Annotated in this window: 20 protein-coding genes; 6 read left to right on the top strand and 14 right to left on the bottom strand. The window is 65.4% G+C overall.

Going from position 1 to position 21,595, the window contains the following annotated elements; all coding sequences use genetic code 11:
• Nucleotides 1-71 precede the first annotated feature (71 nt).
• The gene (locus tag A5645_RS17640; protein WP_065130475.1) at nt 72-1,832 is read right to left on the bottom strand and encodes an NAD(P)/FAD-dependent oxidoreductase; all 1,761 of its coding nucleotides are present in this window, start codon (nt 1,830-1,832) and stop codon (nt 72-74) included.
• A 58-nt stretch (nt 1,833-1,890) separates the two neighbouring features.
• Nucleotides 1,891-3,180 carry a cation:proton antiporter gene (locus A5645_RS17635; RefSeq protein ID WP_065130474.1) on the bottom strand — a complete coding sequence of 430 codons (1,290 nt, stop codon included), beginning with the start codon at nt 3,178-3,180 and terminating at the stop codon, nt 1,891-1,893.
• Nucleotides 3,181-3,424: 244 nt separating this feature from the next.
• Here A5645_RS17635 and A5645_RS17630 point away from each other — a divergent pair, with 244 nt between their 5' ends.
• Entirely contained in the window at nt 3,425-4,231 is an 807-nt protein-coding gene (locus tag A5645_RS17630) for a TspO/MBR family protein (protein WP_436405507.1), read from the top strand.
• Here A5645_RS17630 and A5645_RS17625 read toward each other — a convergent pair.
• Nucleotides 4,161-5,135 carry an NmrA/HSCARG family protein gene (locus tag A5645_RS17625; protein ID WP_065130473.1) on the bottom strand — a complete coding sequence of 325 codons (975 nt, stop codon included), beginning with the start codon at nt 5,133-5,135 and terminating at the stop codon, nt 4,161-4,163. The genes A5645_RS17630 and A5645_RS17625 overlap by 71 nt on opposite strands.
• 87 nt (nt 5,136-5,222) lie before the next feature.
• Between A5645_RS17625 and A5645_RS17620 the strand changes: the two genes are divergently transcribed.
• Nucleotides 5,223-5,705 (top strand): MarR family winged helix-turn-helix transcriptional regulator, encoded by a 483-nt coding sequence (locus A5645_RS17620; RefSeq protein ID WP_065034250.1) that lies wholly within the window; start codon nt 5,223-5,225, stop codon nt 5,703-5,705.
• 78 nt (nt 5,706-5,783) lie between these two features.
• Entirely contained in the window at nt 5,784-6,425 is a 642-nt protein-coding gene (locus A5645_RS17615) for a dihydrofolate reductase family protein (RefSeq protein WP_065130472.1), read from the top strand.
• A 74-nt stretch (nt 6,426-6,499) separates the two neighbouring features.
• On the opposite strand, the gene A5645_RS17610 is transcribed toward A5645_RS17615, so the two are convergent.
• The 11 genes from A5645_RS17610 to A5645_RS17560 all read right to left on the bottom strand — a co-directional run bounded on the left by A5645_RS17610 (nt 6,500) and on the right by A5645_RS17560 (nt 18,745).
• Nucleotides 6,500-6,973 (bottom strand): DUF4262 domain-containing protein, encoded by a 474-nt coding sequence (locus tag A5645_RS17610; protein WP_065034252.1) that lies wholly within the window; start codon nt 6,971-6,973, stop codon nt 6,500-6,502.
• Between the two features lie 137 nt (nt 6,974-7,110).
• The gene (locus A5645_RS17605; RefSeq protein ID WP_065034297.1) at nt 7,111-7,887 is read right to left on the bottom strand and encodes an SDR family NAD(P)-dependent oxidoreductase; all 777 of its coding nucleotides are present in this window, start codon (nt 7,885-7,887) and stop codon (nt 7,111-7,113) included.
• A gap of 234 nt (nt 7,888-8,121) precedes the next feature.
• Nucleotides 8,122-11,190: a replicative DNA helicase gene (locus A5645_RS17600; RefSeq protein WP_065130471.1), complete on the bottom strand. Its 3,069-nt coding sequence runs from the start codon at nt 11,188-11,190 to the stop codon at nt 8,122-8,124.
• A 497-nt stretch (nt 11,191-11,687) separates the two neighbouring features.
• Entirely contained in the window at nt 11,688-12,146 is a 459-nt protein-coding gene (gene rplI / locus A5645_RS17595) for a 50S ribosomal protein L9 (protein WP_065034254.1), read from the bottom strand.
• A 30-nt stretch (nt 12,147-12,176) separates the two neighbouring features.
• Nucleotides 12,177-12,431, bottom strand: a complete 255-nt coding sequence (gene rpsR, locus A5645_RS17590) for a 30S ribosomal protein S18 (RefSeq protein ID WP_036362152.1) — start codon at nt 12,429-12,431, stop codon at nt 12,177-12,179.
• A 41-nt stretch (nt 12,432-12,472) separates the two neighbouring features.
• Entirely contained in the window at nt 12,473-12,988 is a 516-nt protein-coding gene (locus tag A5645_RS17585; protein ID WP_065130470.1) for a single-stranded DNA-binding protein, read from the bottom strand.
• A 91-nt stretch (nt 12,989-13,079) separates the two neighbouring features.
• Nucleotides 13,080-13,370, bottom strand: coding sequence for a 30S ribosomal protein S6 (rpsF, locus tag A5645_RS17580; protein ID WP_036362157.1), 291 nt, complete (start codon nt 13,368-13,370; stop codon nt 13,080-13,082).
• Between the two features lie 111 nt (nt 13,371-13,481).
• Nucleotides 13,482-14,120 (bottom strand): DJ-1/PfpI family protein, encoded by a 639-nt coding sequence (locus A5645_RS17575; RefSeq protein WP_065130469.1) that lies wholly within the window; start codon nt 14,118-14,120, stop codon nt 13,482-13,484.
• A complete protein-coding gene (locus A5645_RS17570) occupies nt 14,120-15,766 on the bottom strand; it encodes a glycosyltransferase family 87 protein (RefSeq protein ID WP_065130468.1) in 1,647 nt (548 codons plus the stop codon). Before A5645_RS17570 ends, A5645_RS17575 begins: the two co-directional genes overlap by 1 nt.
• Nucleotides 15,763-18,318, bottom strand: a complete 2,556-nt coding sequence (locus tag A5645_RS17565; RefSeq protein ID WP_436405506.1) for a transglycosylase domain-containing protein — start codon at nt 18,316-18,318, stop codon at nt 15,763-15,765. Before A5645_RS17565 ends, A5645_RS17570 begins: the two co-directional genes overlap by 4 nt.
• Nucleotides 18,311-18,745 carry a DUF5318 family protein gene (locus A5645_RS17560; protein WP_036362163.1) on the bottom strand — a complete coding sequence of 145 codons (435 nt, stop codon included), beginning with the start codon at nt 18,743-18,745 and terminating at the stop codon, nt 18,311-18,313. Before A5645_RS17560 ends, A5645_RS17565 begins: the two co-directional genes overlap by 8 nt.
• A gap of 139 nt (nt 18,746-18,884) precedes the next feature.
• Between A5645_RS17560 and A5645_RS17555 the strand changes: the two genes are divergently transcribed.
• The 3 genes from A5645_RS17555 (at nt 18,885) to A5645_RS17545 (ending at nt 21,591) form a co-directional block, all read left to right on the top strand.
• Complete coding sequence (locus A5645_RS17555) at nt 18,885-19,754, top strand: DUF1707 SHOCT-like domain-containing protein (RefSeq protein ID WP_065034299.1); 870 nt, start codon at nt 18,885-18,887, stop codon at nt 19,752-19,754.
• A 136-nt stretch (nt 19,755-19,890) separates the two neighbouring features.
• Nucleotides 19,891-20,433: a PadR family transcriptional regulator gene (locus A5645_RS17550; protein WP_065034300.1), complete on the top strand. Its 543-nt coding sequence runs from the start codon at nt 19,891-19,893 to the stop codon at nt 20,431-20,433.
• Between the two features lie 63 nt (nt 20,434-20,496).
• Complete coding sequence (locus A5645_RS17545; RefSeq protein WP_036362168.1) at nt 20,497-21,591, top strand: inositol-3-phosphate synthase; 1,095 nt, start codon at nt 20,497-20,499, stop codon at nt 21,589-21,591.
• Nucleotides 21,592-21,595 lie beyond the last annotated feature (4 nt).

The raw sequence follows: 21,595 nt of genomic DNA, 5'->3' as shown, positions 1-21,595 counted from the left end.
GCCGTGCGTGGCACGGCCCCAGGTAATTCGTTGCCGGAACGACGATGGATGGGTCGAATTTTCCCGCCCGCTCAACCTGGTCGTAGCTCAGGGACCGCGGTGAGGATCCAGTCTCGGCTGAGCGGATTGGTGGGCTGGGCGTCCCGATAAATCGATCGCAACTCCCGCAACAGCGGATCCCGCTGCCACGCCTGGACTTGCCGCACGACGGCGTCATCCCAGAACATATGGGTTTTGTCCGCTAGAACGGTCTCGACCAGCTGGCCCGCCAGCTGGCGGAGCATCCGGGAGTTGGCATCGAACCGCTCGGCGAAGTTCGGCGCCAAGCCCATCATCGCTTCATGCAGGGCGACCATGAAATTCAGCGGCGAGTACAGGTCGACGAATCCGACCGGCGAATCTTTACTCTCCACCTCGGCCCACTCGCGGAAGAACCGCTGTACCCGGTTGCTGAGTTCGATGAGCCCATCGAGGTGTGGGACGACGGCGGGATCGTCTGCCACCGTCACGAATTTTCCATTTCGGTACAGCAAGCCGATGAATCCCCAATAGAACGCGATGTCCCAGATGACCTTGGCTGACATCACCTTCGGGGTGCCCATGAGCGGGTACTGGTCTTGATACACCGCGATCCACATCTGGGTGAGGGAGCGGAACAGGGAATCACTGATCCCGGCTCGCGCTACCACGTCCTCGCCCTCGAGGTCGCGAACGATCATGTCGGTGATGAGGCCATTGCCGATCGCGACGAGGTCGAGTCCCGAGGAATACAACGGGTCCAGGAAGACTCCCGCATCACCGGTCAGGCACCACCTCTGACGGCCGTCGAACACCTTGGCGGCGGTGTGGCTGTAGTGCTTCATCACCCGGAAGTCCCGGATCAGGTCGTCGTGCCTGGCCAGTTCGTCCGCGCACTGCGGTTCGTGTTCGCGTAGCCATGCCTTGGCCTTCGGCAGCGTGTTGAAGGTGTCGAACGGATGGATCGCGGGGTCGGCGACGATGCCGACGCTGGTGGCACCGGAGGCGAGGCGGATCAGCCATACCCAGTAACCGTCGCCCATCAGGTGGTTCGTGGACAGAGCGCGGTCACCCTCGACCAGCCGGGTGTGCCATGTCGGATCGGTGGTCCACTGGCCCACGTCGAGTTCGACGGCGACGCGCAGCCAGGCGGCATTGCAGTGATGCTCGGTGGCGCGCCTCAGGTCGAGTTGGCGGGACAGCGCGCGGTTTCGCCCTGAGGCGTCCACCACCCAGCGAGCCTTGGTGCTGGTGGTCGAGTCGTCGTCTTGGAAGGTCACCGTGTGCGGCCCGCGCTCGCGGCCGATGTCAACGGATCGGACTCGGCCGCAGGTGATTTCGACGCCGTCGGACACGCATCGCCGATTGAGTTCGTTTTCCAGTCTGCCGCGGTCGATTTGATAAGTCACCTGGGGTACGAAGCTGGAACTACCCAGTTCCATCCGTCGGGCGATGTCGGTGTTGCCGTCCTGGGTAAAGAACATCCGCAGCCCCATCTTGCGAAGCTGAGCGGTGCGCAGGTGCTCGTGCAGGCCGATTCGTTCGCGCAGGTAATGCGCGGAGATCTCGACGGTCGACTCGCCGACCGTGTGGGTGATCTCGGGCACCGGGTGAGCGGTCGCCTCGATGATCAAGACCCGCGTCCCGGGTCGGGCCGAGCGAATCTCCAGCGCCAGTGTGAGGGCGGCGACCCCACCGCCGACGATGACGAGGTCGTGATCGGCGCCGGAGTCATCCTTGGCCAGCTGACTCCGTATTCGTCTGGCCAGAGCCGCCCGAGCCTCGGGGCTCAGCTGTGACAGCTGCGCTCGCATCTCCACGCACTTACTCCCCTCGACACTGAACGCTTTAAATACCCCGATGTTGATTTCGCTACACGGCCAACCGGCTAGCGGTTGCCGGCTGGCTTTCCGTCTTTGTGTCGTCAGCCGCCGCCCGGTGCCGTCCGTAGGCGAACTCGAATATCGGCGACGTCATGAGCGTGGTGACAATGGCGACCATCACCAGGATGGTGAACAGCGTCGGAGTGATGATCCCGGCCTCGAGACCGATGTTGAGCAGGATGAGTTCGATCAGGCCGCGGGCATTCATCAACGAACCCAGCGCGACCGATTCACGCAATGACACCTTCCGCAGCCGGGCGGCCAGAGTGCAGGCGATTCCTTTCGCCGCGATCGCAACGACGAGGATGCCCAGAGTCACGCCCCACAACTGCGGGGTGTTCACCAGACCGATCTCGGTGTTCAACCCCGAATAGACGAAGAACAGCGGCAGCAACAGCGTCGTCGTGACCGGCTCCAAGTTGGCGGTGACGTGTTTGGCAAAGAAGCCGGACGGCATGGCGACGCCCAGGATGAACGCACCGAAGATCGCGTAGATCCCGATCGTGTCGGTGAACCAGGAGCACAGCATCAGCAGGACGAGGACGACGCTGAGGACCGCTGGACTGACCGTGTTGCGGCGTTCGGACATCGGCCCGAGAACATTCAGTGTCCGGCGACCGAGCGTCAGCACCACCACCGTGTAGAGGATTCCGCCGACTATCGCGATCAGTGCCGTTGCGGGATTGCCCCGGTGCATGGCCAGCACTATCGCCAGGATGCACCACGACAGAGCGTCGTCGGTTGCACCGCATGCGAGGGCTAGCGTGCCCAAAGGTGTTCCGGAGAGCTTTTTTTCAAAAATGATTCGGGCGAGCATCGGGAACGCGGTGGTAGCGATCGACGCCCCGAGGAACATCATCGCCATGGCCAAGGTGGTGTTTTTCGCGAAGAAGCCGCCGCCGGCGACCAGCGGCACGGCCAGCACCGCACCCAGCGCCAGCGGCACGAAAATGCCGGCAGCGGAGACCACCGCTGCGGTACCGGCGCGGTGTTTGACCAGGTTGATATCGAAGTTGAGGCCGACCAGGAACATGTACAGCACCAGGCCGATCTGCGCCGCGGTGAACAGCACGACATTGGCCGCACCCGGTGGGAAAAGCTCCTGCTGCACGCCGGGCGCTATCCGTCCCAGCAGCGAAGGCCCGAGAACCACACCGGCCAGCATTTCGCCTACGACCTGAGGTTGACCCAGGCGTTGTGCCAACAGCCCCACGACACGGCAGGCCACCAGGATGACGGCAAGTTCCAGGAAGAAATGAACGGCAACCGCTGCGCCCATGTCACGCCCTCCGCTTCGAGAGGGAGTGCGGCGTAGCGGCATTCGCGAACACGTCTATGGCTCATCTCGTCGTCCGGGACATCCGGCGACCGGATGCGGAGTCGACGACGGTAGCGTCTTCGACGCGGTGAGGTATTGCCGTATTGCGCACGGACTAATCCCGTCTTTCTCCGGGGCTGGTTCGAAGACGTCGGCAACGGGCAAACGGGTCGCTATGGTCAGCGAAGCCCTCGACAACCGTTCGATGTCCAGATTGCTCGTGCCGGCCGCGGTCGGCCTGGCCACCGTGGCGACGCTTTTCGTCAACAGCCTGGCCAACGCGTTGCCCATCAACGGCCAGAGCACGGGTGACGTCACCCGCCGCTTTCAGGTCTACTTCGTGCCGGCCGGTTATGCCTTCTCTATATGGAGCGTCATCTACGCGGGGTTGATCGCCTACACCGTCTATCTCGGTATCACCGCGGGCAAGCGGCGCACCGACAGCGGCGCCGCGCGAGCGATAGCTCCCTGGTATCTGCTGACGGCGTTGGCCAACTGTTCATGGCTGTTCGCATGGCATTACAACCGATTCCCGCTGAGCATGGCGCTGATGGCGGTGCTGCTGGGCGCACTGATCGTCATCCACCGACTGCAGGACGCCCGCCCACCCGCTTCGACGATCGAGCGGTGGGCGGTGCACATTCCCTTTCGGGTCTACCTGGGTTGGGTCTCGGTGGCCACCATCGCCAACGCGACGATCACGCTCGACGCCGCGGGCTGGAATGGATTCGGTCTGTCGGAGCCCACTTGGGGGGTGATCATGATCGTGGTGGCGACCGCCCTCGGTTTGACGATGAGCTTCCGGGGAGATACCGCCTACGCGCTGGTTGTGGTCTGGGCGCTGGTTGCCATCGCGGTGCGCCTGCATCAAACCACTCCCATCCTGATCGCGGCGCTGGCCGGAGCGATCGCGCTGATGCTGTCGCTGCTCTGGCGACGCCTCACTGGTCCACCTGAAAGTCCTTCCGGTGCAACGCAAGCCAGTCGCGGAAAGACTGCAGGTCCGGGTTGAGCTCGCGCACCTGAGCCAGATCGCGGTCGCCGACGAAGCGTGCCGAGTTCTCCGCGTAGTACTGGAACATGTTGCCCATTTCAACCGCGCCGGGAAATCCCTGCCCGCGGAAATCGTCCCAAGCCGGCGGCTGGTAGCTGACGGTTTCGCCCATCGCATCGCTCAGCGCTGACGCGTATTCCTGACCCGTCAGGTGGTCACCGGCGATGCTGACGGTCTGGCCGATGTAGGCCGTGCCGCGCGCGAAGATCTGCAGCGCCGTCTTTCCGATGTCTGCGACGGCAATGCCCGACAAGCGTTGGTCGGCCATCGGCAGCATCAGCCGGAGTTGACCGTCGTCTCCTCGAACAGGTGCCAGCGCGTCGGCGAAACCCTCGAAGAACAGGGTGCTGCGCAGGAACGTGGTCGGCACGTCGTACTCGCGGAAGAACTCGTCCGCCTCTGCCTTTGCGTCGAAATGCGGCACCTTGTAGCGCTCGTCGACGGTCGGCACGCGGTCGTCGTCACCGAAGTGGTCGCGCGTGTCCTCCAGCGTCGACCAGACCACGTGCTCGACGCCGGCCTGCTTGGCCGCGAGCGCGCCCGTATCGGCCTGCGCCAGTTCCCTTTCGGCTCGTGTCCGGATGCCCTCGTCCTCCTCCGACAGCGGCGCCCAGTAGTTGGTGACGATGAACGCCCCGTGCGCGCCCTCGAAAGCGCTGCGCAGGCTTGCGCCGTCGTCGAGGTCGGCGGCCACCACTTCCGCGCCTGCGTCGGCCCAGTTGCGGGCGGCGGTCGACTGCGGGTTGCGCGTCAGCGCACGCACCCCGAACCGGCCGTGCTGATCGTCGAGGATTGCTTTGACCAGGCCCCCGCCTTGGGATCCGGTCGCCCCCACCACTGCGATCAACTTCTTGGTTGTCATTTCTCTGCCTCCTGGTTGATATGTCAACCCATCCCACGCTACGGCGGGCAGGTTGATATGTCAACCCGTGCGGGTACGCTGCATTGCATGACCGAGCGGTGGCACCTCAACCGGGACGAGCTGGCTGCCTGGCGGAGCTTCGTCGACATGCACCACCTCCTGCACCGACACCTGGGCAGATGCCTGCAGCGCGATTTCGGCTTATCCGACTCCGACTTCGAGATCCTGGTGAACCTTTCCGAGGCGCCGGGTGGTCGGATGCGCGCCTACGAACTCGGCCGGGCCACGATGTGGGAGAAGAGCCGGCTGTCCCACCACCTCAGCCGAATGGAAAAGCGCGGCCTGATCAGCCGCGAGATGGATTCCGGTGCTGATGCCCGGTACCCCCAGATCGTGCTCACGACGGCTGGGCGCGCGGCGATCGAGTCGGCGGCGCCCGCGAACGCGGCCCGGGTGAAGGAGCTCTTCGTCGACGTGCTGGGGCCGGAGCGTCTCGCGGTATTTGCGCAGGCGTCCCAAGACGTGTTGGCCGCCGTCGAGGCACAGCACCGAGATTCGTCTGACGACTGAAGGTGGCCGCCGCGATGAGTTTGCCGGCGGTCAGCGGTCAGACTTGCCGACCGCACTGACGCAATCTGGGAGCAACGCATGGGCCTCATTCACCTCGAGCTGTTCGCGACCCTCGACCTTGTCGGGCAGGCGCCCGGCGGCCCCGACGAGGATCCGGCCGGATTCTCGTTCGGCGGCTGGCAGGCGCCCTTGATGGACGAGGTGGCCGGAGCGCAGGTTGGTGCCGCGTACGAGGGCACCGACGCGCTTCTGCTGGGTCGGCGGACCTACGACATCTTCGCCGCATACTGGCCGCACCAGGAAGGCGGCGAGGACAGCGAAATCGCGACACTGTTCAACCGGGTCCCGAAGTATGTGGCTTCGCGCGGCCGGCCGAACCTCTCGTGGAACGGGTCAACCCAGCTCGGCGCGGACCTGGCCGCCGCCGTGCGCGATATCCGTGATCGGCATGAGCACATCAAGGTCGTCGGCAGCCTGGATCTGGTACAGACGTTGTTGCGCGAGCGGCTTTTTGACCGAATCGACCTCTGGCTGCACCCCCTTATGCTCGGCGTCGGCAAAAAGGTGTTCGCCGCTGGCGCGGTACCTACCAATCTCACCCTGCTCGAACCGCCCGCGGCCGGTGGGAAGGGCACGGTCCTGCTGCGCTACGGCCTGGCCGACGGCACGCCCGCCACCGGTGACATGAGCGCGCCCGATCGTGGGCTGAAGCGCGATTAGGCGGTTGCTCTGCGCGCCGCGATAGCGTTGCAGGACAAGCTATTCCGTAACTTCATGCCGCGACGTTTTTATCCTCACCCCGTCAGCGGAGTGCGGATCCCCAGTACCGGCTGCCGGCGTCGCCCGTGACTCCACCCGCGATCCCACGGCCAACGGCGCCGATCGTCGGTCCAGACCAGTTGAAACGCACGGAGGGGCGGCTCGCACAACCGAACCGCGAATTTCAGGTGCACGTCCGGGTGTTCGACCTCGACCACCTCGAGCAGGAATTCGCCCTGATAATCGATGTGTACGGCGGGCTGCAGGACCATGCCGTCGTCAACGATCTGGTGTGCGATCGAATTCAAGATGCGCGTCGACCGCTGCGGGAGCATCCCGGTGATCAGCAATTCGGGCAGACCCCGATCAGTCAACCCGATCGTGTACGCAAACGGCCGTGCGTCGTGCTCGACGTACTGCACCACCCAACCGTGATCCGCGATGATGTCGCGCAACTCGTTCAGGTAATCATCGATGGTGCCGTGGGGGTTGTCGCACTGCCAGCACATATCCCGCTACCCTTCTCCTCGTACCTTCTCTCGTGGTTACGAGCAAGGGTGCACCGACCCACTGACATCGCCCGATCCCCGCGGCGGTCCCGTCTCGGGACTCACTGACCTACCGGACAGTGGTGTAGCGGCGGGATCTACTTCGGTGGCATCCGAATTCCGCCGTCGACACGAACGACTTCAGCGTTCATGTACGAGTTGGTGATCAATTCGATGACCATGGAAGCCAATTCATCGGGCTTGCCAAGCCGGTGCGGAAAGAGCACGGACTCGCCCAGCTTCGCCTTGAAGGCCTCGGAATGTTCGCCTTCACCGTAGATCGGAGTGTCAATGAGGCCGGGCGCCACGGTGTTGACTCGGATACCGACCGCGGACAAGTCGCGTGCAACCGGCAGGGTCAATCCGACGACGCCGCCCTTGGAGGAAGAATAGGCGGCTTGTCCGATTTGTCCGTCGAAGGCCGCGACACTGGTCATGTTCACGATCGCCCCGCGTTCACCGGTCTCGGTCGGCTCGTTGCGGCTCATCGCGGTGGCGGCCAGTCGGATGCAGTCGAACGTGCCGACCAGGTTGATCGCAAGCACCTTCTTGTACGCGTCCAGGTTGTGCGCAGAGGCGAACTCACCGTCCTTGCCGATGGTGCGCTGTGCCCACCCCACACCCGCCGAGTTCACCAGCGCCCGCAGCGGCCCGAGGTCGACTGCGGTGTTGACGGCGTCTTCGATCTGTTCGGTGTTCGTCACGTCGACGTTGACGAACACGCCGCCGATCTCGTGGGCGAGTTCCTGTCCGCGTTCGGCCTGCAGGTCGGCGACGACGACCCGGGCACCCTTGGCGGCGAGTTGGCGGGCGGTCGCGGCTCCAATCCCCGACGCGCCTCCAGTGACGATTGCGCTAGCTCCGTTGATATCCACGGTCTGCACATTACGTGACGGACCGATGCCGTCCGACAGGCGATCGAACCTAGCGGGGGCGGATGCCTGCAGTCAGGCCAATGGCCCTGTCGCGGCGCGCAATTCGTCGCGGGTGGCCAGGGCATGCCTGACGGCGCGGACTAATTCCGACGACGGACCCGCACGTGACCGGAATGAATTCAAGGTCACCTACGTCGCGAAATGTCAGCAACGAGAACGCGCCGTCCCAGTACCTCACCTCGCCATATTGGCGAACCGCGACAGGTGCAACTGGTGTGCGACGGTCACTGTCTTGGTCGGACCGTTACGGTGTTTGGCTAGAATGAAGTCTGCTTCGCCCCCGCGTGGGTCGTCCCGCTCGAAGGCGTCGGGGCGATTCAACAGAATCACCATATCCGCATCTTGTTCTAGCGAGTTGTGAACCCCAATGCCGTTGGCTACGAAATTGTGTGTGCCGCTGACGGTTCCGTCGTAAACATCGTCTTCGCCCAGGCTGCTGATCTCGACAACCGTGTCCCAGTAAACGTCGCTGGTGGCCAGCGCATGAACGTCACGGTCCTCGAGCACCGCTGCGGCGCGGTGCAACCTCGAGCGGCTCGGCGCACGCTTCCACATTGTCGACCCGCAGAACTGGGTACCCATCGCGGCGGCAAACTGACGATGCGTTAACCGCTTTCGGCTCAACGCATCCCGAACTTGAACCCATACGCCCTGCGGCACCGTGTCGAGGTTCGGATTACGCACCACCTGCTCGAGATGCGACACCACCTCTTGCGCCGGTGCCGATTTCGCACCATGCACACCGACGTGGCGAAGGAACCTGAGTTGATTCTCGGCACCATAGATGTGCACGTGCCACGAATCCCGGTACCCATGCTTTTTCGCAAGCTTGATGCGTGCGAAAACACCGACACGCAACAGCAAGTGCGTCACATCATCGGCCAAACGTCGGCTTGTCGTCGCGTAGTAGATGCGCCCTTCGCCCACCTTGCCGTCCCAACGCACGGACCCGTCCGTCGCCCACAGATGCCGCAGGAACAGCGCCACCTGATCGTTGGGCGCACGGAAAACCGCTGCGGGCACGAACTTCTCGTGACTGCGCTTACCGAACAATCCCAGACCGTCGAGCCAGGCGGCGATCGGATTGCGCTGACCGCGTGCCAGCCGGCACGGGGCCGGCATCCGAAGGGTCGTGACGCGTGCCGCCGGATACTCGTCGCGCACCGCTGTCACGCCGAACCGCATGGCCGAGGTCACCGCGAGTAGGTTGGCTTCGTCCGCCGACGCGTAGCGGATGGGCTGGCGCTTCACGCACGATCCGTCGCCGATCATGTGCGCAAGCAGGATGACTTCCGACTCCTCCATGCGCTGCGTGTTCACAGGCTCGGGCACCCGCCGCGGTGCCGCGATGCGGTCACCGATCTTGAGCTGCTCCAACGGAGTCCAGCCTTCGAGCTTCATGAAAGGGTGGTTACCGGTGGCCTCGACCTCACGCCCGGACGCCAGCCGGAGCCGGAACACCTCCTTGCGCCCACTCGGGAAGACGTTGGTCATCGGCCGAGCCACCATGCGCAGCTGTTCATCCAACGACCACACCAACGGTCGCTCGCCGGTGCGCATCAGCTCACCGAACGTCACCTCCGCTCCGGTGTCGGCGCGCAGGATCCTGGTGGCCGCCGTCAGACACCCCGACTCACGGAGGTCAGACAGCATCGGCTTCTTGTCGGTCCGCTGTTCGGGACCGCGGTTCAGCTGGCTGATCGCTACCACCGGTACCTCGAGTTCCTTGGCCAAAAGCTTGAGGTGCCTGGAGAACTCGGACACTTCAATCTGGCGTGACTCGACCTTCTTGCCGGAGGTCATCAGCTGCAGGTAGTCCACTACGACAAGCTTCAGGTTGGCCTTCTGCCGCAGCCGCCGCGCCTTGGCACGGATCTCCATCATCGTCAGGTTCGGTGAATCGTCGATATACAGCGGCGCTTCAGAGATTTCGCTCATCCGCCGCGCCAGCCGCGTCCAGTCGTCATCGGTCATCCGGCCCGACCGCATATCGGCCAGCTTGATCTTGGCCTCCGCCGACAGCAGTCGCATGACGATCTCGGACTTGCTCATCTCCAGCGAGAAGATGACGCTGGCCATCCGGTGCTTGATCGAGCATGAGCGCATGAAATCCAGGCCGAGCGTGGAATTGTGCGTCGGCACCATCCCCTCGCCGGCAAGGTAGAGGTGTTGGTCGTTGTCCACCTCGACGCAACGCACGGGGACACTGGGCACTCGGCGTACCGACTTGATCTGCAGCACGGGCGCGAGCACGGCGACGCCCTGTCCGAACGATCCTGCCGGCGCGATGGTGTCCATACCGCTGCGCAGCTGTGCTGACGTTCGAATACCCCAGCCGGTCGGCCAAAGGTGATTTGCGTCCGCGACGATAGCCGTGCCGTCCGAGAATTCGATTTCGTAGCAGGGGCGGCCCAGCATGACCTCCGTCGCCGCCATGACCTGAGTTGGGATGCCCTCCGCGTCGAGGAGCCAGTCACCGACCGCGACATCACCCATCGTCGTCCAGCCGTATGAAGTGGGCAGTGGGGTGTTCAACGCGAGCGCTTTCCCCACACCCGGCCTCGCCGCAACGATGATCATCTGCCCCGGGTGCAGCCCATTAGTGACCTCGTCCAGCTCCGTAAAGCCGGTCGGCACCCCGCGCGAGATGCCGCCGTTGGACGCAATCGCGTCGATCTCGTCCATCGTCGGCTGCAACAGGTCCTCGAGCGGCACGAAGTCTTCGGACGTCCGCCGCTCGGCCACCTCGTAGATCTCGGCCTGCGCCCGGTCGACGATCTCGGCCACATCAGCGCCGTCGGCCCCGGCATAGCCGTACTGCACCACCCGCGTGCCGGCCTCGACCAAGCGCCGCAGCAAGGCCTTCTCGGCGACGATGGTGGCGTAGTAGCCGGCGTTGGCCGCCGTGGGCACCGTGGAGATCAGGGTGTGCAGATACGGCGCCCCGCCGATGCGGCGCAGCAGGCCGCGGCGATCCAACTCGGCGGCCACCGTCACGGCATCGGCCGGCTCGCCTCGGCCGTAGAGATCCAGGATTGCGTCATAGACGTTCTGATGAGCGGGCCGGTAGAAATCGCCGGGCCGCAGCCGCTCCAGGACGTCGGCGATGGCGTCCTTGCTGAGCAGCATCCCGCCCAGCACCGACTGCTCTGCGGCGAGATCCTGGGGCGGCTGACGACCGTAATCCTCACTCGGAGGCGGGGAATCCATCCCAGGGTGTGGCAGATCGTCAACGACCGCCATCGGCCCTCACCTCCTCTTGACTTAGCACCGAACATATATTCGAAGAATGCGATTCAGAGCGTAAGTCAAGGCACTGACACCCACCCCCGTCCCACCTCATGGCCCCAATTGGCCAAGGCGCCGGGATGAACGTAAACGTTGCTGGCGCATCCTCCAAGGGCCTCTGTTCATGAAGCTGTGCATCGTGTGTGCATATCCATCGACACCAGTGTTAAGGGGGGTGTGGAGAACTTGTGGATCACTGCGGGGTGTTAGGACATCACTGCTGCTGACCGCCATACAACGCCACGAAATCGGTGTGGACAAGAATTGCTACGGCGTGTCGGCGCAGGTTATCGCCTCGGGCGTGTTGGTTTTCGGCCAGATTTTCGCCGCGTGAATGGCGGGTTACACGGCCGGCCGGTCGAGGACCAGAATTCGTTCGCCAGTTCGGGTACGCGAAAACCCGGTGTGGCCGATAGGAGGCGGCCACACCGGGTGAGTAAGACAGCGGCGAGTTAGCTCTGGCCGACGACCTCGAGTGACACCTCGACGTCGATTTCCGGGTGCAGGTGCACCACCACCGGATGGGTGCCGACCGACTTGATGTGTGCCTTGGGCAGCCGGACGATCCGCTTGTCCAGGTTGGGCCCACCCGCCTTCTTGATGGCGGCCACCACGTCACCGGCGGTCACCGAACCGAACAGCTTGCCGCCGTCGGCCGCGGTCTTCACCGGCAGGGCGACCGACCCAAGCGCCTGGATCGCGGTCTTGAGCTCGGTGGCGTGCTCGCGGTCGCGGACCGTCTTCGTCTCCCGGGCCCGACGGATCTCGTCTGCCTGCTTCTGGGCACCGCGGGACGCGACGATCGCCAGACCGCGCGGCAGCAGGAAATTGCGGCCGTATCCGTCTTTGACCTCGACCGTGTCGCCGACGGAACCGAGGTGGTCGACGTCAGCCGTGAGAATCAGCTTCATCGTTGAGTACTTTCGTTACGCGCGCGGCGGTTACCGCGTCGAGGAGGTGAAGGGCAGCAGGGCGACCTCGCGGGCGTTCTTCACCGCAACCGCGATGTCCCGCTGGTGCTGCACACAGTTGCCGGTGACCCGGCGGGCGCGGATCTTGCCGCGCTCGCTGATGTAGGTGCGCAGCAGCGTGGTGTCTTTGTAGTCGATCTGCTGATCTTTCTTGGCGCAGAAAACGCATTTGCGCGCTTTGATCGGCTTCTCCGGAGCCGGGCGCCGCTTGGTGGACTTGGCCATGTCTGTTGTTCTTCCGTTCTCGTGCTCTGAGGTTCTCTAATTCAGAAGGGTGGTTCGTCGTCACCGCCGCCGAACGAACCCGATGCCGGGGCGCTGCCCCACGGGTCGTCGCCGGATCCGCCGGACGGGGCCGGGGCAGATTGGCGGGATGCGCCACCACCGCCGCCGCTGTAACCACCGCCACCGCCGCTGCGGCTGGCCTTGTTGACCTTGGCGGTGGCATACCGCAGCGAAGGTCCGATCTCGTCGACCTCGACCTCGACGACGGTGCGCTTCTCGCCTTCGCGGGTCTCGAAGGACCGCTGCTTGAGCCGGCCGGTGACGATCACCCGCGCGCCGCGGGTCAGGCTTTCGGCCACGTTCTCGGCCGCTTCCCGCCAGATGTTGCAGCGCAGGAACAGCGCTTCGCCGTCCTTCCACTCCCCGCTCTGGCGGTCATAAATCCGCGGCGTTGACGCCACGGTGAAATTGGCCACGGCAGCACCCGACGGCGTGAACCGCAGTTCCGGGTCAGCAGTGAGGTTTCCAACGACCGTGATAGTCGTGTCACCAGCCACAATGTCCTCCTTGGTCCCGCCTGATTCTTACCTGGTCCTGGCCTGATGGTTATTCACGAACGAGCGTAGGCACCGGTCCCGACAGGGACTGCTAGTGCTTGTCGGTGCGCATCACCTTGGTGCGCAACACCGACTCGTTCAGGCTCAGCTGGCGATCAAGCTCGGAGACCGTCGCGGGCTCGGCCTTCAGGTCGACGACGACATAGATGCCTTCGGCGTGCTTGGCGATCTCGTAAGCCAGCCGCCGCCGGCCCCAGATGTCGACCTTCTCGACCGTTCCACCGTCTTTGCGGACGACGTTCAGGAACGTCTCCAAGGACGGGGCGACGGTGCGTTCGTCGAGCGTGGGGTCAAGGATGACCATGATTTCGTATGGACGCATAGGGACCTCATCACCTCCTCTGGTCTGAGCGGCCACGGACGTTCCGCGGCAGGAGGGTCGCCTGCGTCGGCAACCGCATCAGGGTACCGGACGCCGTACCGACCTGGGAAATCACTTCCGCGCCGTCCGGAACTCCGCGGCCCGGGCCCGCGTCGCGTCAAGGGCCTTGGCCACCGAGCCCGTGTCGAACGGGGGTTGGGGGTCGTACTCGATGAGCAGTTGGATCGCCTGCGCGGCCTCGCGGTCGACAAGCAGTTCCACCAACCGCAGCGCCATGTCGATGCCGCTGGACACCCCGGCGGCGGTGATGATGCGCTGCGGCAGATGCTCGACGACCCGCTCCGGCACATACCGCGCGCCCAACTTGTTCAGTTCGTCGATGGCGGCCCAGTGGGTGGTCGCGGTGAGACCGTCGAGCAATCCGGCACCGCCGAGCAGCAGCGCCCCCGTGCACACCGAGGTGGTGAAGATGGTGCCCGGATGGACAGCTCGCAGCCAGCCGCTGATGGTTTCGTCGCCGATGAGCACGCGCGTGCCGATGCCGCCGGGGACCACCACGACGTCGGGCGAATCCACCTCCTCGAAGGTGGCATCGCACGTCACTCCCAGCATGCCGTTCTCGGTGCGGACCTCGCCGCGCTGTCGACCCACGAACACCACCTGCGCCGAAGGCAGGCGCTGCAGAACGTCGTAGGGCCCGACGGCATCCAGGGCGGTGAACCGGGGGAACAGCGGAATGGCGATCTGCATCAGGACTTCTCCCCAACCAATTCAGCTTCCGGGGCCACCGCCCGCTGTTGCGGATGCCGCGCCGACTTGGGCCGCAACCACTTCGGCAGCCAGCTAGGTGGTGCGTCCGGCGCCAGGTCGTAGCTTCCGCCGGCGGGGTCGTCCACCCGGCCCTGCCAGCGCACCAGGTCCTCGCTCGGCCGGTAGATCTGGCGAATCACCAGCGCGCACAACGCTATAACCGCGATGTCGCGCAGCAGCACCGTCGTCGTGAACCACTGCTCGGGCAGCGAACGATTCGGATTGCCGTACAGGTAGTACATCCGCGGCACCCACACCAGCGCATCGATAGTCATCCACACCAGCAGCACCCGCCGATGCGGCACCGCCAGTACCGCCAACGGCACCAGCCACAGCGAGAACTGGGGACTCCACACCTTGTTGGTCAGTAGGAAGACCGCCACCACCAGGAACGCGAGCTGCGCCAGCCGCGGCCGGCGTGGAGCGGTGAGCGCGATGTAACCGATTGCCGCACAACACAACAGGAACAGAACCGTGACAACGGCATTGAGCACCCTCGGTGGCTCCCAGAAGCCCAGGGCAGGGTCGAACCCGTGCCAACCGGTGAACGACTTCACCACATTGAACAGCGAATCCATGTCGTCACCGCGACGGGTGTTGAGCCGGAAGAACTCCGACCAGCCACGCGGATAGAGGACCATCACCGGCAGGTTCACCGCGAGCCAGGTTGCCGCGGCGGTCAGCGCCGTGCGTGCCACGCCCCGCAGCCGCCCGGACCGAATGCCCAACACCAGCAACGGCCCCAGGAACAACAGCGGATACAGCTTGGCCGCCGCCCCCAGCCCGATCAGCACCCCGGCGAGCACCGGCCGGCGCCGCGCCCACGCCAGCAGCCCGCCCATCGCGAAAGCCGTTGCCAGCGCGTCGAAGTTGGTGAAGATCTGGAAGATCACCAACGGCGACGCGGCCACCAGCGCCGCGTCCCACAGCCGGCGTCCGGCCAGTCCCGCCGTCGCCCACACCGTCACCAGCCAGGCCAGCGCCAACCCGAACGCGGCAAAGTTGAAGAACATCACCACCTCGGCCACCACCGGGAGCGGCGCGATCTTGCTCAGGGTGGTGTAGGTCTTGGCGACCGCCATCGACAGGTATTGGTAAACGCCGGTCAGCACCGGATATTCCATGTAGCGCACCGCGAGCTTGCCGTCGTAACGGACCTGCGGCCGACCACCGCTGTCGGTCTCGACCCAGCTGGACTTGTACGGAAACTTGCCCTGGCTCAACAACTCCGCGCCGTAGAGCGGCACCGTGTCGGAGTAGCACAACTCGTAATATGCGCGCTGGTTGTCCCAATTGGCGACCCGCTGATCACCCGGGCCGGTGCCGGTGCTCTGCAGGCACGCGGCCTTCGTCGACCAGCCGAGCGCCAGGAACACCAGCGCGATCAGGAACATCACCCGCAGCGGCGTCATGAAGCGGGTCCGGCCGATCAGCGCGTGCCGCCCAACGCGTCCGCCGATGACGTTGGCCAGGGCCGCCCCGAGCGCATCGGTGCGGCTGGGGCAGTCGCGATTGTCCGCGCTACGCCGATCGGCAGCGATCGGCAGCGGCGAGATGGTGGCGCGTTCGGTCGGAACCTCGGTCACGGGGGCGGCTGGGGGATGTCAGCCGGCGGCGGAAGTCCCGGAACCCCCGGCGGCGCAGTCGATCCGGGAACACCCGGCACACCCGGCCCGCCCGGTGGCGCCGACGGTGCCACGGTGACCGTCTGCGGCGGCCCCACCGGGATGGTGATGCCCGGCGCCACTTCGACGGTGGGCTGGATGACGGTCTCGGAGGGCCGCGGCGGCGGCGGTGGCGGTGCAGCCGGAACCCCCGCATAGCCGCCGATCTCTGTCGGCTTGGGGAAGGTTTCGTTCTGCGCGCCCTTCAGGGCACCGTCCATCGTCGATTTCCAGATGTCCGACGGCAGGCCCGACCCGTACACCGCGCCGCCGGAGGCACTCACCAACGGCTGGTCACCCCGGACCGTGCCCACCCACACCGCGGTGGACAGAGACGGGGTGTACCCGACCATCCACGCATCCTTGTTCGCGGTGGTGTCGCCGAGCTGTGTCGTCCCGGTCTTGGCGGCGGATGCCCGGCCCCCGGCCAGGCTGTGACCACGCGAGTAGCCGGCGATCGGCTGCATGGCCGCGGTCACGTTGTCCGCCACGGCCTTGGGGATGCGTTGGTCACCGCTGTTGTCCGCGGTGCTGGCGTCGAAGAGCACCTGCCCCTCGGAGTTGACCACCTTCTGCACGAAATGCGGTCGGTGGTAGATGCCGGACGCGGCCAGGGTGGCGTAGGCCGAAGCCATGTCGAACACGCGGGTCTGGTACTGCCCCAACACAATCCCGTTGTTGGGCGGTCCGCCCTTGCCGTCCTCGGAAAGGGTGTGCGCGACACCGGGGAAGCTTTCGGCGACACCGGCCTGGTGCGCGGCGTCCGCGACCGCCTGAGGCCCGCCCTTGAGCTTGAGCATGAGCCGGTAGTAGGAGGTGTTCAACGACATCTTCAGCGCCTCGGCCAGGTTGCAGGTCCCGCAACTTTCGCCCTCGACGTTGCCGATCTTGATGCCGTCGACGGTCAGTGGCGAACTGTCCACCTGATAACCCAAACCGATGCCCTGCTCGAGCGCCGCGACCAGAGCGAACACCTTGAACGACGAGCCGGTCTGCAGGCCCGCCTGGGCGAAGTCGAAGCCCTGGGCGTCGGCGCCCCCGTAATAGGCCTTCACCGCCCCGGTACGCGGGTCGATCGAGACCACCGCGGCCCGCATCTCGGGATCCTCGCCGTCCAGGTACTTCGACACCGCCCGCTCCGCGGCCTGCTGCGCCTGCGGGTCGATCGTGGTTGTGACCTGCAATCCTTGGGTGTTGAGCGTCTGTTCATCGATGTTGAACAGTTCCAACAGTTCCTTGGTGACCTGCCGCTCGATCAGGCCGTTGGGGCCGGTGGTCTGGTACGCCGCCCGCGCCTGGTCCGGCGAGACCGTCCTCGGAAAGATCTGCGCGGCGCGGTCATTGGCGGCCAGCGCCTTGGTTTCCACCATGCCGTCCAGGACCCAGTTCCAACGAGCCAGCGCCCCTTCGGGGTCGACGGCCGGGTCCAGCGTGGAAGGACGGCGGATCAGCGCGGCCAGCAGCGCGCCCTCGGAGACGGTGAGTTGCTCGACGGGCTTGTCAAAGTAGGCCTTGGCCGCCGCCGAGATCCCGTACGCGCCGCGGCCGAAATAGATGATGTTCAGGTAGGCCTGCAGCACATCGTCTTTCGACCACTCCCCCGCCATCTTGGTGGCGATGACGAATTCCTTGGCCTTGCGCATCACGCCGCTCCAGCCGTGCTGCGCGGAACCGACCAGCGCGTTCTTGACGTACTGCTGCGTGATCGTGGAGCCGCCCTGCAGGTCGCCGCCGAACAGATTGTTCTTCGCCGCTCGGGCGAACCCGCTGAACGAGAAGCCCGGGTTGGTGTAGAAGCCGCGGTCCTCGGCGGCGATCACCGCCTGGCGGACGTGCACCGGGACCTGGCTGAGGTTGACGTCAACCCTATTGCCTTCGGGCGGCACGATTTTGGCGATCTCCGAGCCGTCGCTGGCCAGGATAGTGGAGACCTGGTTGGTGCGGATGTCACCGGGCCGCGGCACGTCGACGATGAAATAGGCCATCGTGAAGGTGACGATCGGCAGCAAGACCAGCACCGCCGCGCTCAGGTAGATCGAGCGCCGAACCCAGCGCCAGTTGATCTGCTCGGACCAGGTGGGCTTGCGTCGCGGACCACGGCGACCCGAGGGCCCGGTGGGGCCGGGCGGGGGCGGCGGCCCGCCCGGTGGGCGCCCCGTGCCGCCGAGTCGCTCGCGGCCGGACCGCGGCGACGGGGCATCCAGCGCGGCCTTGACCTGATCGAGCGCGTCGTGCTCGACGGGCGCGGACGGCGGCGTGTTGAGCGCGGCCTTGACCTTGTCGATCGGGTCGGCATGTCGCGCCGAGTCGTCGTCGACGACCGGCGGCAGGATCGTGGTCAACCGGTCGTCGGGAGGGACCGGCCGGCGCGGTGGCGGCGAATCGCCCGGGCCACCACCGAGACGCTTGCCACCGGACACCGGCTCGCCCGGGGTGTCGCTGGACGACTGGTGGTGGCGCCCTTCGCTATTCACTGGCCGTGCGGGCGCCGTTGCGCGCCGTCCGCCGGCCGCCACTCCCCCTGGGGGGAGGTGCGGGAACTGCCGCACCCAAGACATACGACTTGACCAGATGGTTCCAGCTGCAGGTCCGGCACACCTCCACGACGTGGACGGCGAACTCGGAGAATCGGCTGGCCAGCAAAACCAGCTCCTCGGCCGTACGCGCCGACCCCGACACCGCGCCGAGGTGTTCACCGAACACCCAGGACACCAACGTGAGTTGTTCCTTGCGGCAGATCGGACACATCACCTTGCTCGGTTTCCCGTGAAACTTCGCCGCGCGCAGCAGGTAGGGGTTGGCGTCGCACACCTCGGAGACACCGGTGCGTCCCGAATACACCTCGGACAGCAGCGAGCGCCGCCGCAGGGCGTAGTCCACTACCTGTCGCTGCAGTCGCACGCTGACCAGAGTACGTCGCCTTCTCCAGCACCGATACGCAGCGCGGCTGTTCGCGCGGGCGTCGGTCGCCGGGGTGATCGCGCGGTGATGAAGTATCGGGTGCTCACACGCTGTGCCGCTCTGGCAACCGCCTTCTACGATCATCCCCGTGGCGAAATCTCGTGGCGGTTGGGGAACAACGCGAGCCAAGGACAGCGACCGGCAACGCGCGTGCCGGATTCTCGACAGCGCCTTCAACGACGGTGAGCTGTCGATGGAGGAGCACCGCGAGCGCGTCGGCATGGCGACCAATGCGGTGACACTGGACGACCTGCAACTGTTGGTCGATGACCTGCAGTCCGCGGAGATCGCGCCGCCGGTGCAGAACCCCGTGGTCAAGCAGGAGAAGAAGTCCACCGGGCGCGGTCTGGTGGTGGCCGCCTTCGGGGTGACGGCGCTGCTGGGCATCGCGATCGGCTGGGGCCTGTACGGGAACACCACGTCGCCACTGGACTTCACCTCCGATCCGGGTGCCAAGTCCGACGGCATCGCGGCGGTCGTGCTGACGCCGCCGAAACAGCTGCACTCGCTCGGCGGACTCACCGGGCTGTTGGAGCAAACCCGGAAGCGATTCGGCGACACCATGGGCTACCGCCTGCTGGTCTACCCCGAATACGCCTCGATCGACCGCAAGGACCCCACCGACGAGCGCCGAGTGCTGGATTACACCTACCGGGGCGGCTGGGGTGATCCGAGCAGTACCGCCAAGAACAGCAGCACCGACACCGCGCTCGTCGACCTCGGCAAGTTCGACGTGAAAGCCGTGGTCGGCATCCTGCGCGGCGCCCCGGAGACCGTCGGCATAAAACCCCAGGACGTCAAGTCGACCTATCTGATCGTGGAGCCGGCGAAGGATCCGACCACGCCGGGGGCGCTGACCCTGACCATTTACGTTTCCGGGGATTACGGCAGTGGGTCCATTGAGCTGGCCGGCGACGGCACGGTCAAACAGGTCCGCTACGTGAGCTGAGCGTGTGACGAACGGCGCATTAACGGGCGGTGGTGTTGTCGCTAATATATCGGGGCGATACGATGACGCGAGGCGTCGCAACGTCGTAATCAGTCGTAATCAGTCGTAATCAGCTGCGCAAAAAGGGGGTGTGACGGTGCTGGAACTTGCCATTCTGGGTCTCCTCATCGAATCTCCGATGCACGGCTACGAGCTGCGGAAGCGGCTAACGGGCCTGCTCGGGGCCTTTCGCGCGTTCTCGTACGGCTCCCTGTACCCAGCGCTGCGGCGGATGCAGGCCGACGGGCTGATCGCCGAGAACGCCGCGCCCGCCGGTACACCGGTGCGGCGGGCCCGCCGGGTTTACCAGTTGACAGACGAGGGCCGCCGCCGGTTCGCCGAACTGGTCGCCGACACCGGACCGCACAACTACACCGACGACGGCTTCGGGGTGCACCTGGCATTTTTCAACCGCACTCCGGCGGAGGCGCGCATGCGCATTCTGGAGGGCCGGCGCCGCCAGGTCGAGGAGCGCCGGGAAGGGCTGCGCGAAGCGGTGGCGCGGGCCAGCAGCTCCTTCGATCGCTACACCCGCCAGCTACATCAACTCGGGCTTGAGTCCAGCGAGCGGGAAGTCAAATGGCTCAACGAGCTCATCGCTGCGGAGCTGGCCGCACCCAATCACGCCGAACAGACGTGAATTCGCGAAACACAAGATCGAACAACGTAGAGACACAGAGTTACGAGGTTAGGAGAACGCCCAATGAGTGAGCAGAACGCGCCCCAGGCGTCCGAGGTACGAGTCGCCATCGTCGGCGTCGGCAACTGCGCGTCCTCGCTGGTTCAGGGCGTCCAGTACTACTTCGACGCCGACGAGAACAGCACCGTGCCAGGCTTGATGCACGTGACGTTCGGCCAGTACCACGTCCGCGACGTGAAGTTCGTGGCCGCGTTCGACGTCGACGCCAAGAAGGTCGGCTTCGATCTCTCCGAAGCGATCTTCGCCTCGGAGAACAACACCATCAAGATCGCCGACGTGCCGCCCACCAACGTGACGGTGCAGCGCGGCCCGACGCTCGACGGCATCGGCAAGTACTACGCCGACACCATCGAGGTGTCCGACGCCGAGCCCGTCGACGTGGTGCAGGCCCTCAAGGACGCCAAGGTCGATGTGCTGGTCTCCTACCTCCCGGTGGGTTCGGAAGAGGCGGACAAGTTCTACGCCCAGTGCGCCATCGACGCCGGGGTGGCGTTCGTCAACGCCCTGCCGGTGTTCATCGCCTCGGACCCGGTGTGGGCGAAGAAGTTCGCCGATGCCGGTGTGCCGATCGTCGGCGACGACATCAAGAGCCAGGTCGGTGCGACCATCACCCACCGCGTGATGGCCAAGCTGTTCGAGGACCGCGGCGTGCAGCTGGACCGCACCATGCAGCTCAACGTCGGCGGCAACATGGACTTCCTCAATATGCTCGAGCGCGAGCGCCTGGAATCCAAGAAGATTTCCAAGACCCAGGCCGTCACCAGCAACCTGCAGCGTGAGTTCAAGACCAAGGACGTGCACATCGGCCCGTCCGACCATGTCGGCTGGCTGGACGACCGCAAGTGGGCCTACGTGCGGCTGGAAGGTCGCGCCTTCGGTGACGTGCCGTTGAACCTGGAGTACAAGCTCGAGGTGTGGGACTCGCCGAACTCCGCGGGCGTGATCATCGACGCGGTGCGGGCGGCCAAGATCGCCAAGGACCGCGGCATCGGTGGCCCGGTGATCCCGGCGTCGGCGTACCTGATGAAGAGCCCGCCCGAGCAGCTGCCCGACGACATCGCGCGTGCCCAGCTCGAAGAGTTCATCATCGAGGCGTAACTCG

Source organism: Mycobacterium asiaticum, from assembly GCF_001673635.1.
In the GTDB taxonomy this organism is placed as follows: domain Bacteria; phylum Actinomycetota; class Actinomycetes; order Mycobacteriales; family Mycobacteriaceae; genus Mycobacterium; species Mycobacterium asiaticum_C.
This window is presented reverse-complemented; position numbering and strand designations above follow the sequence as displayed.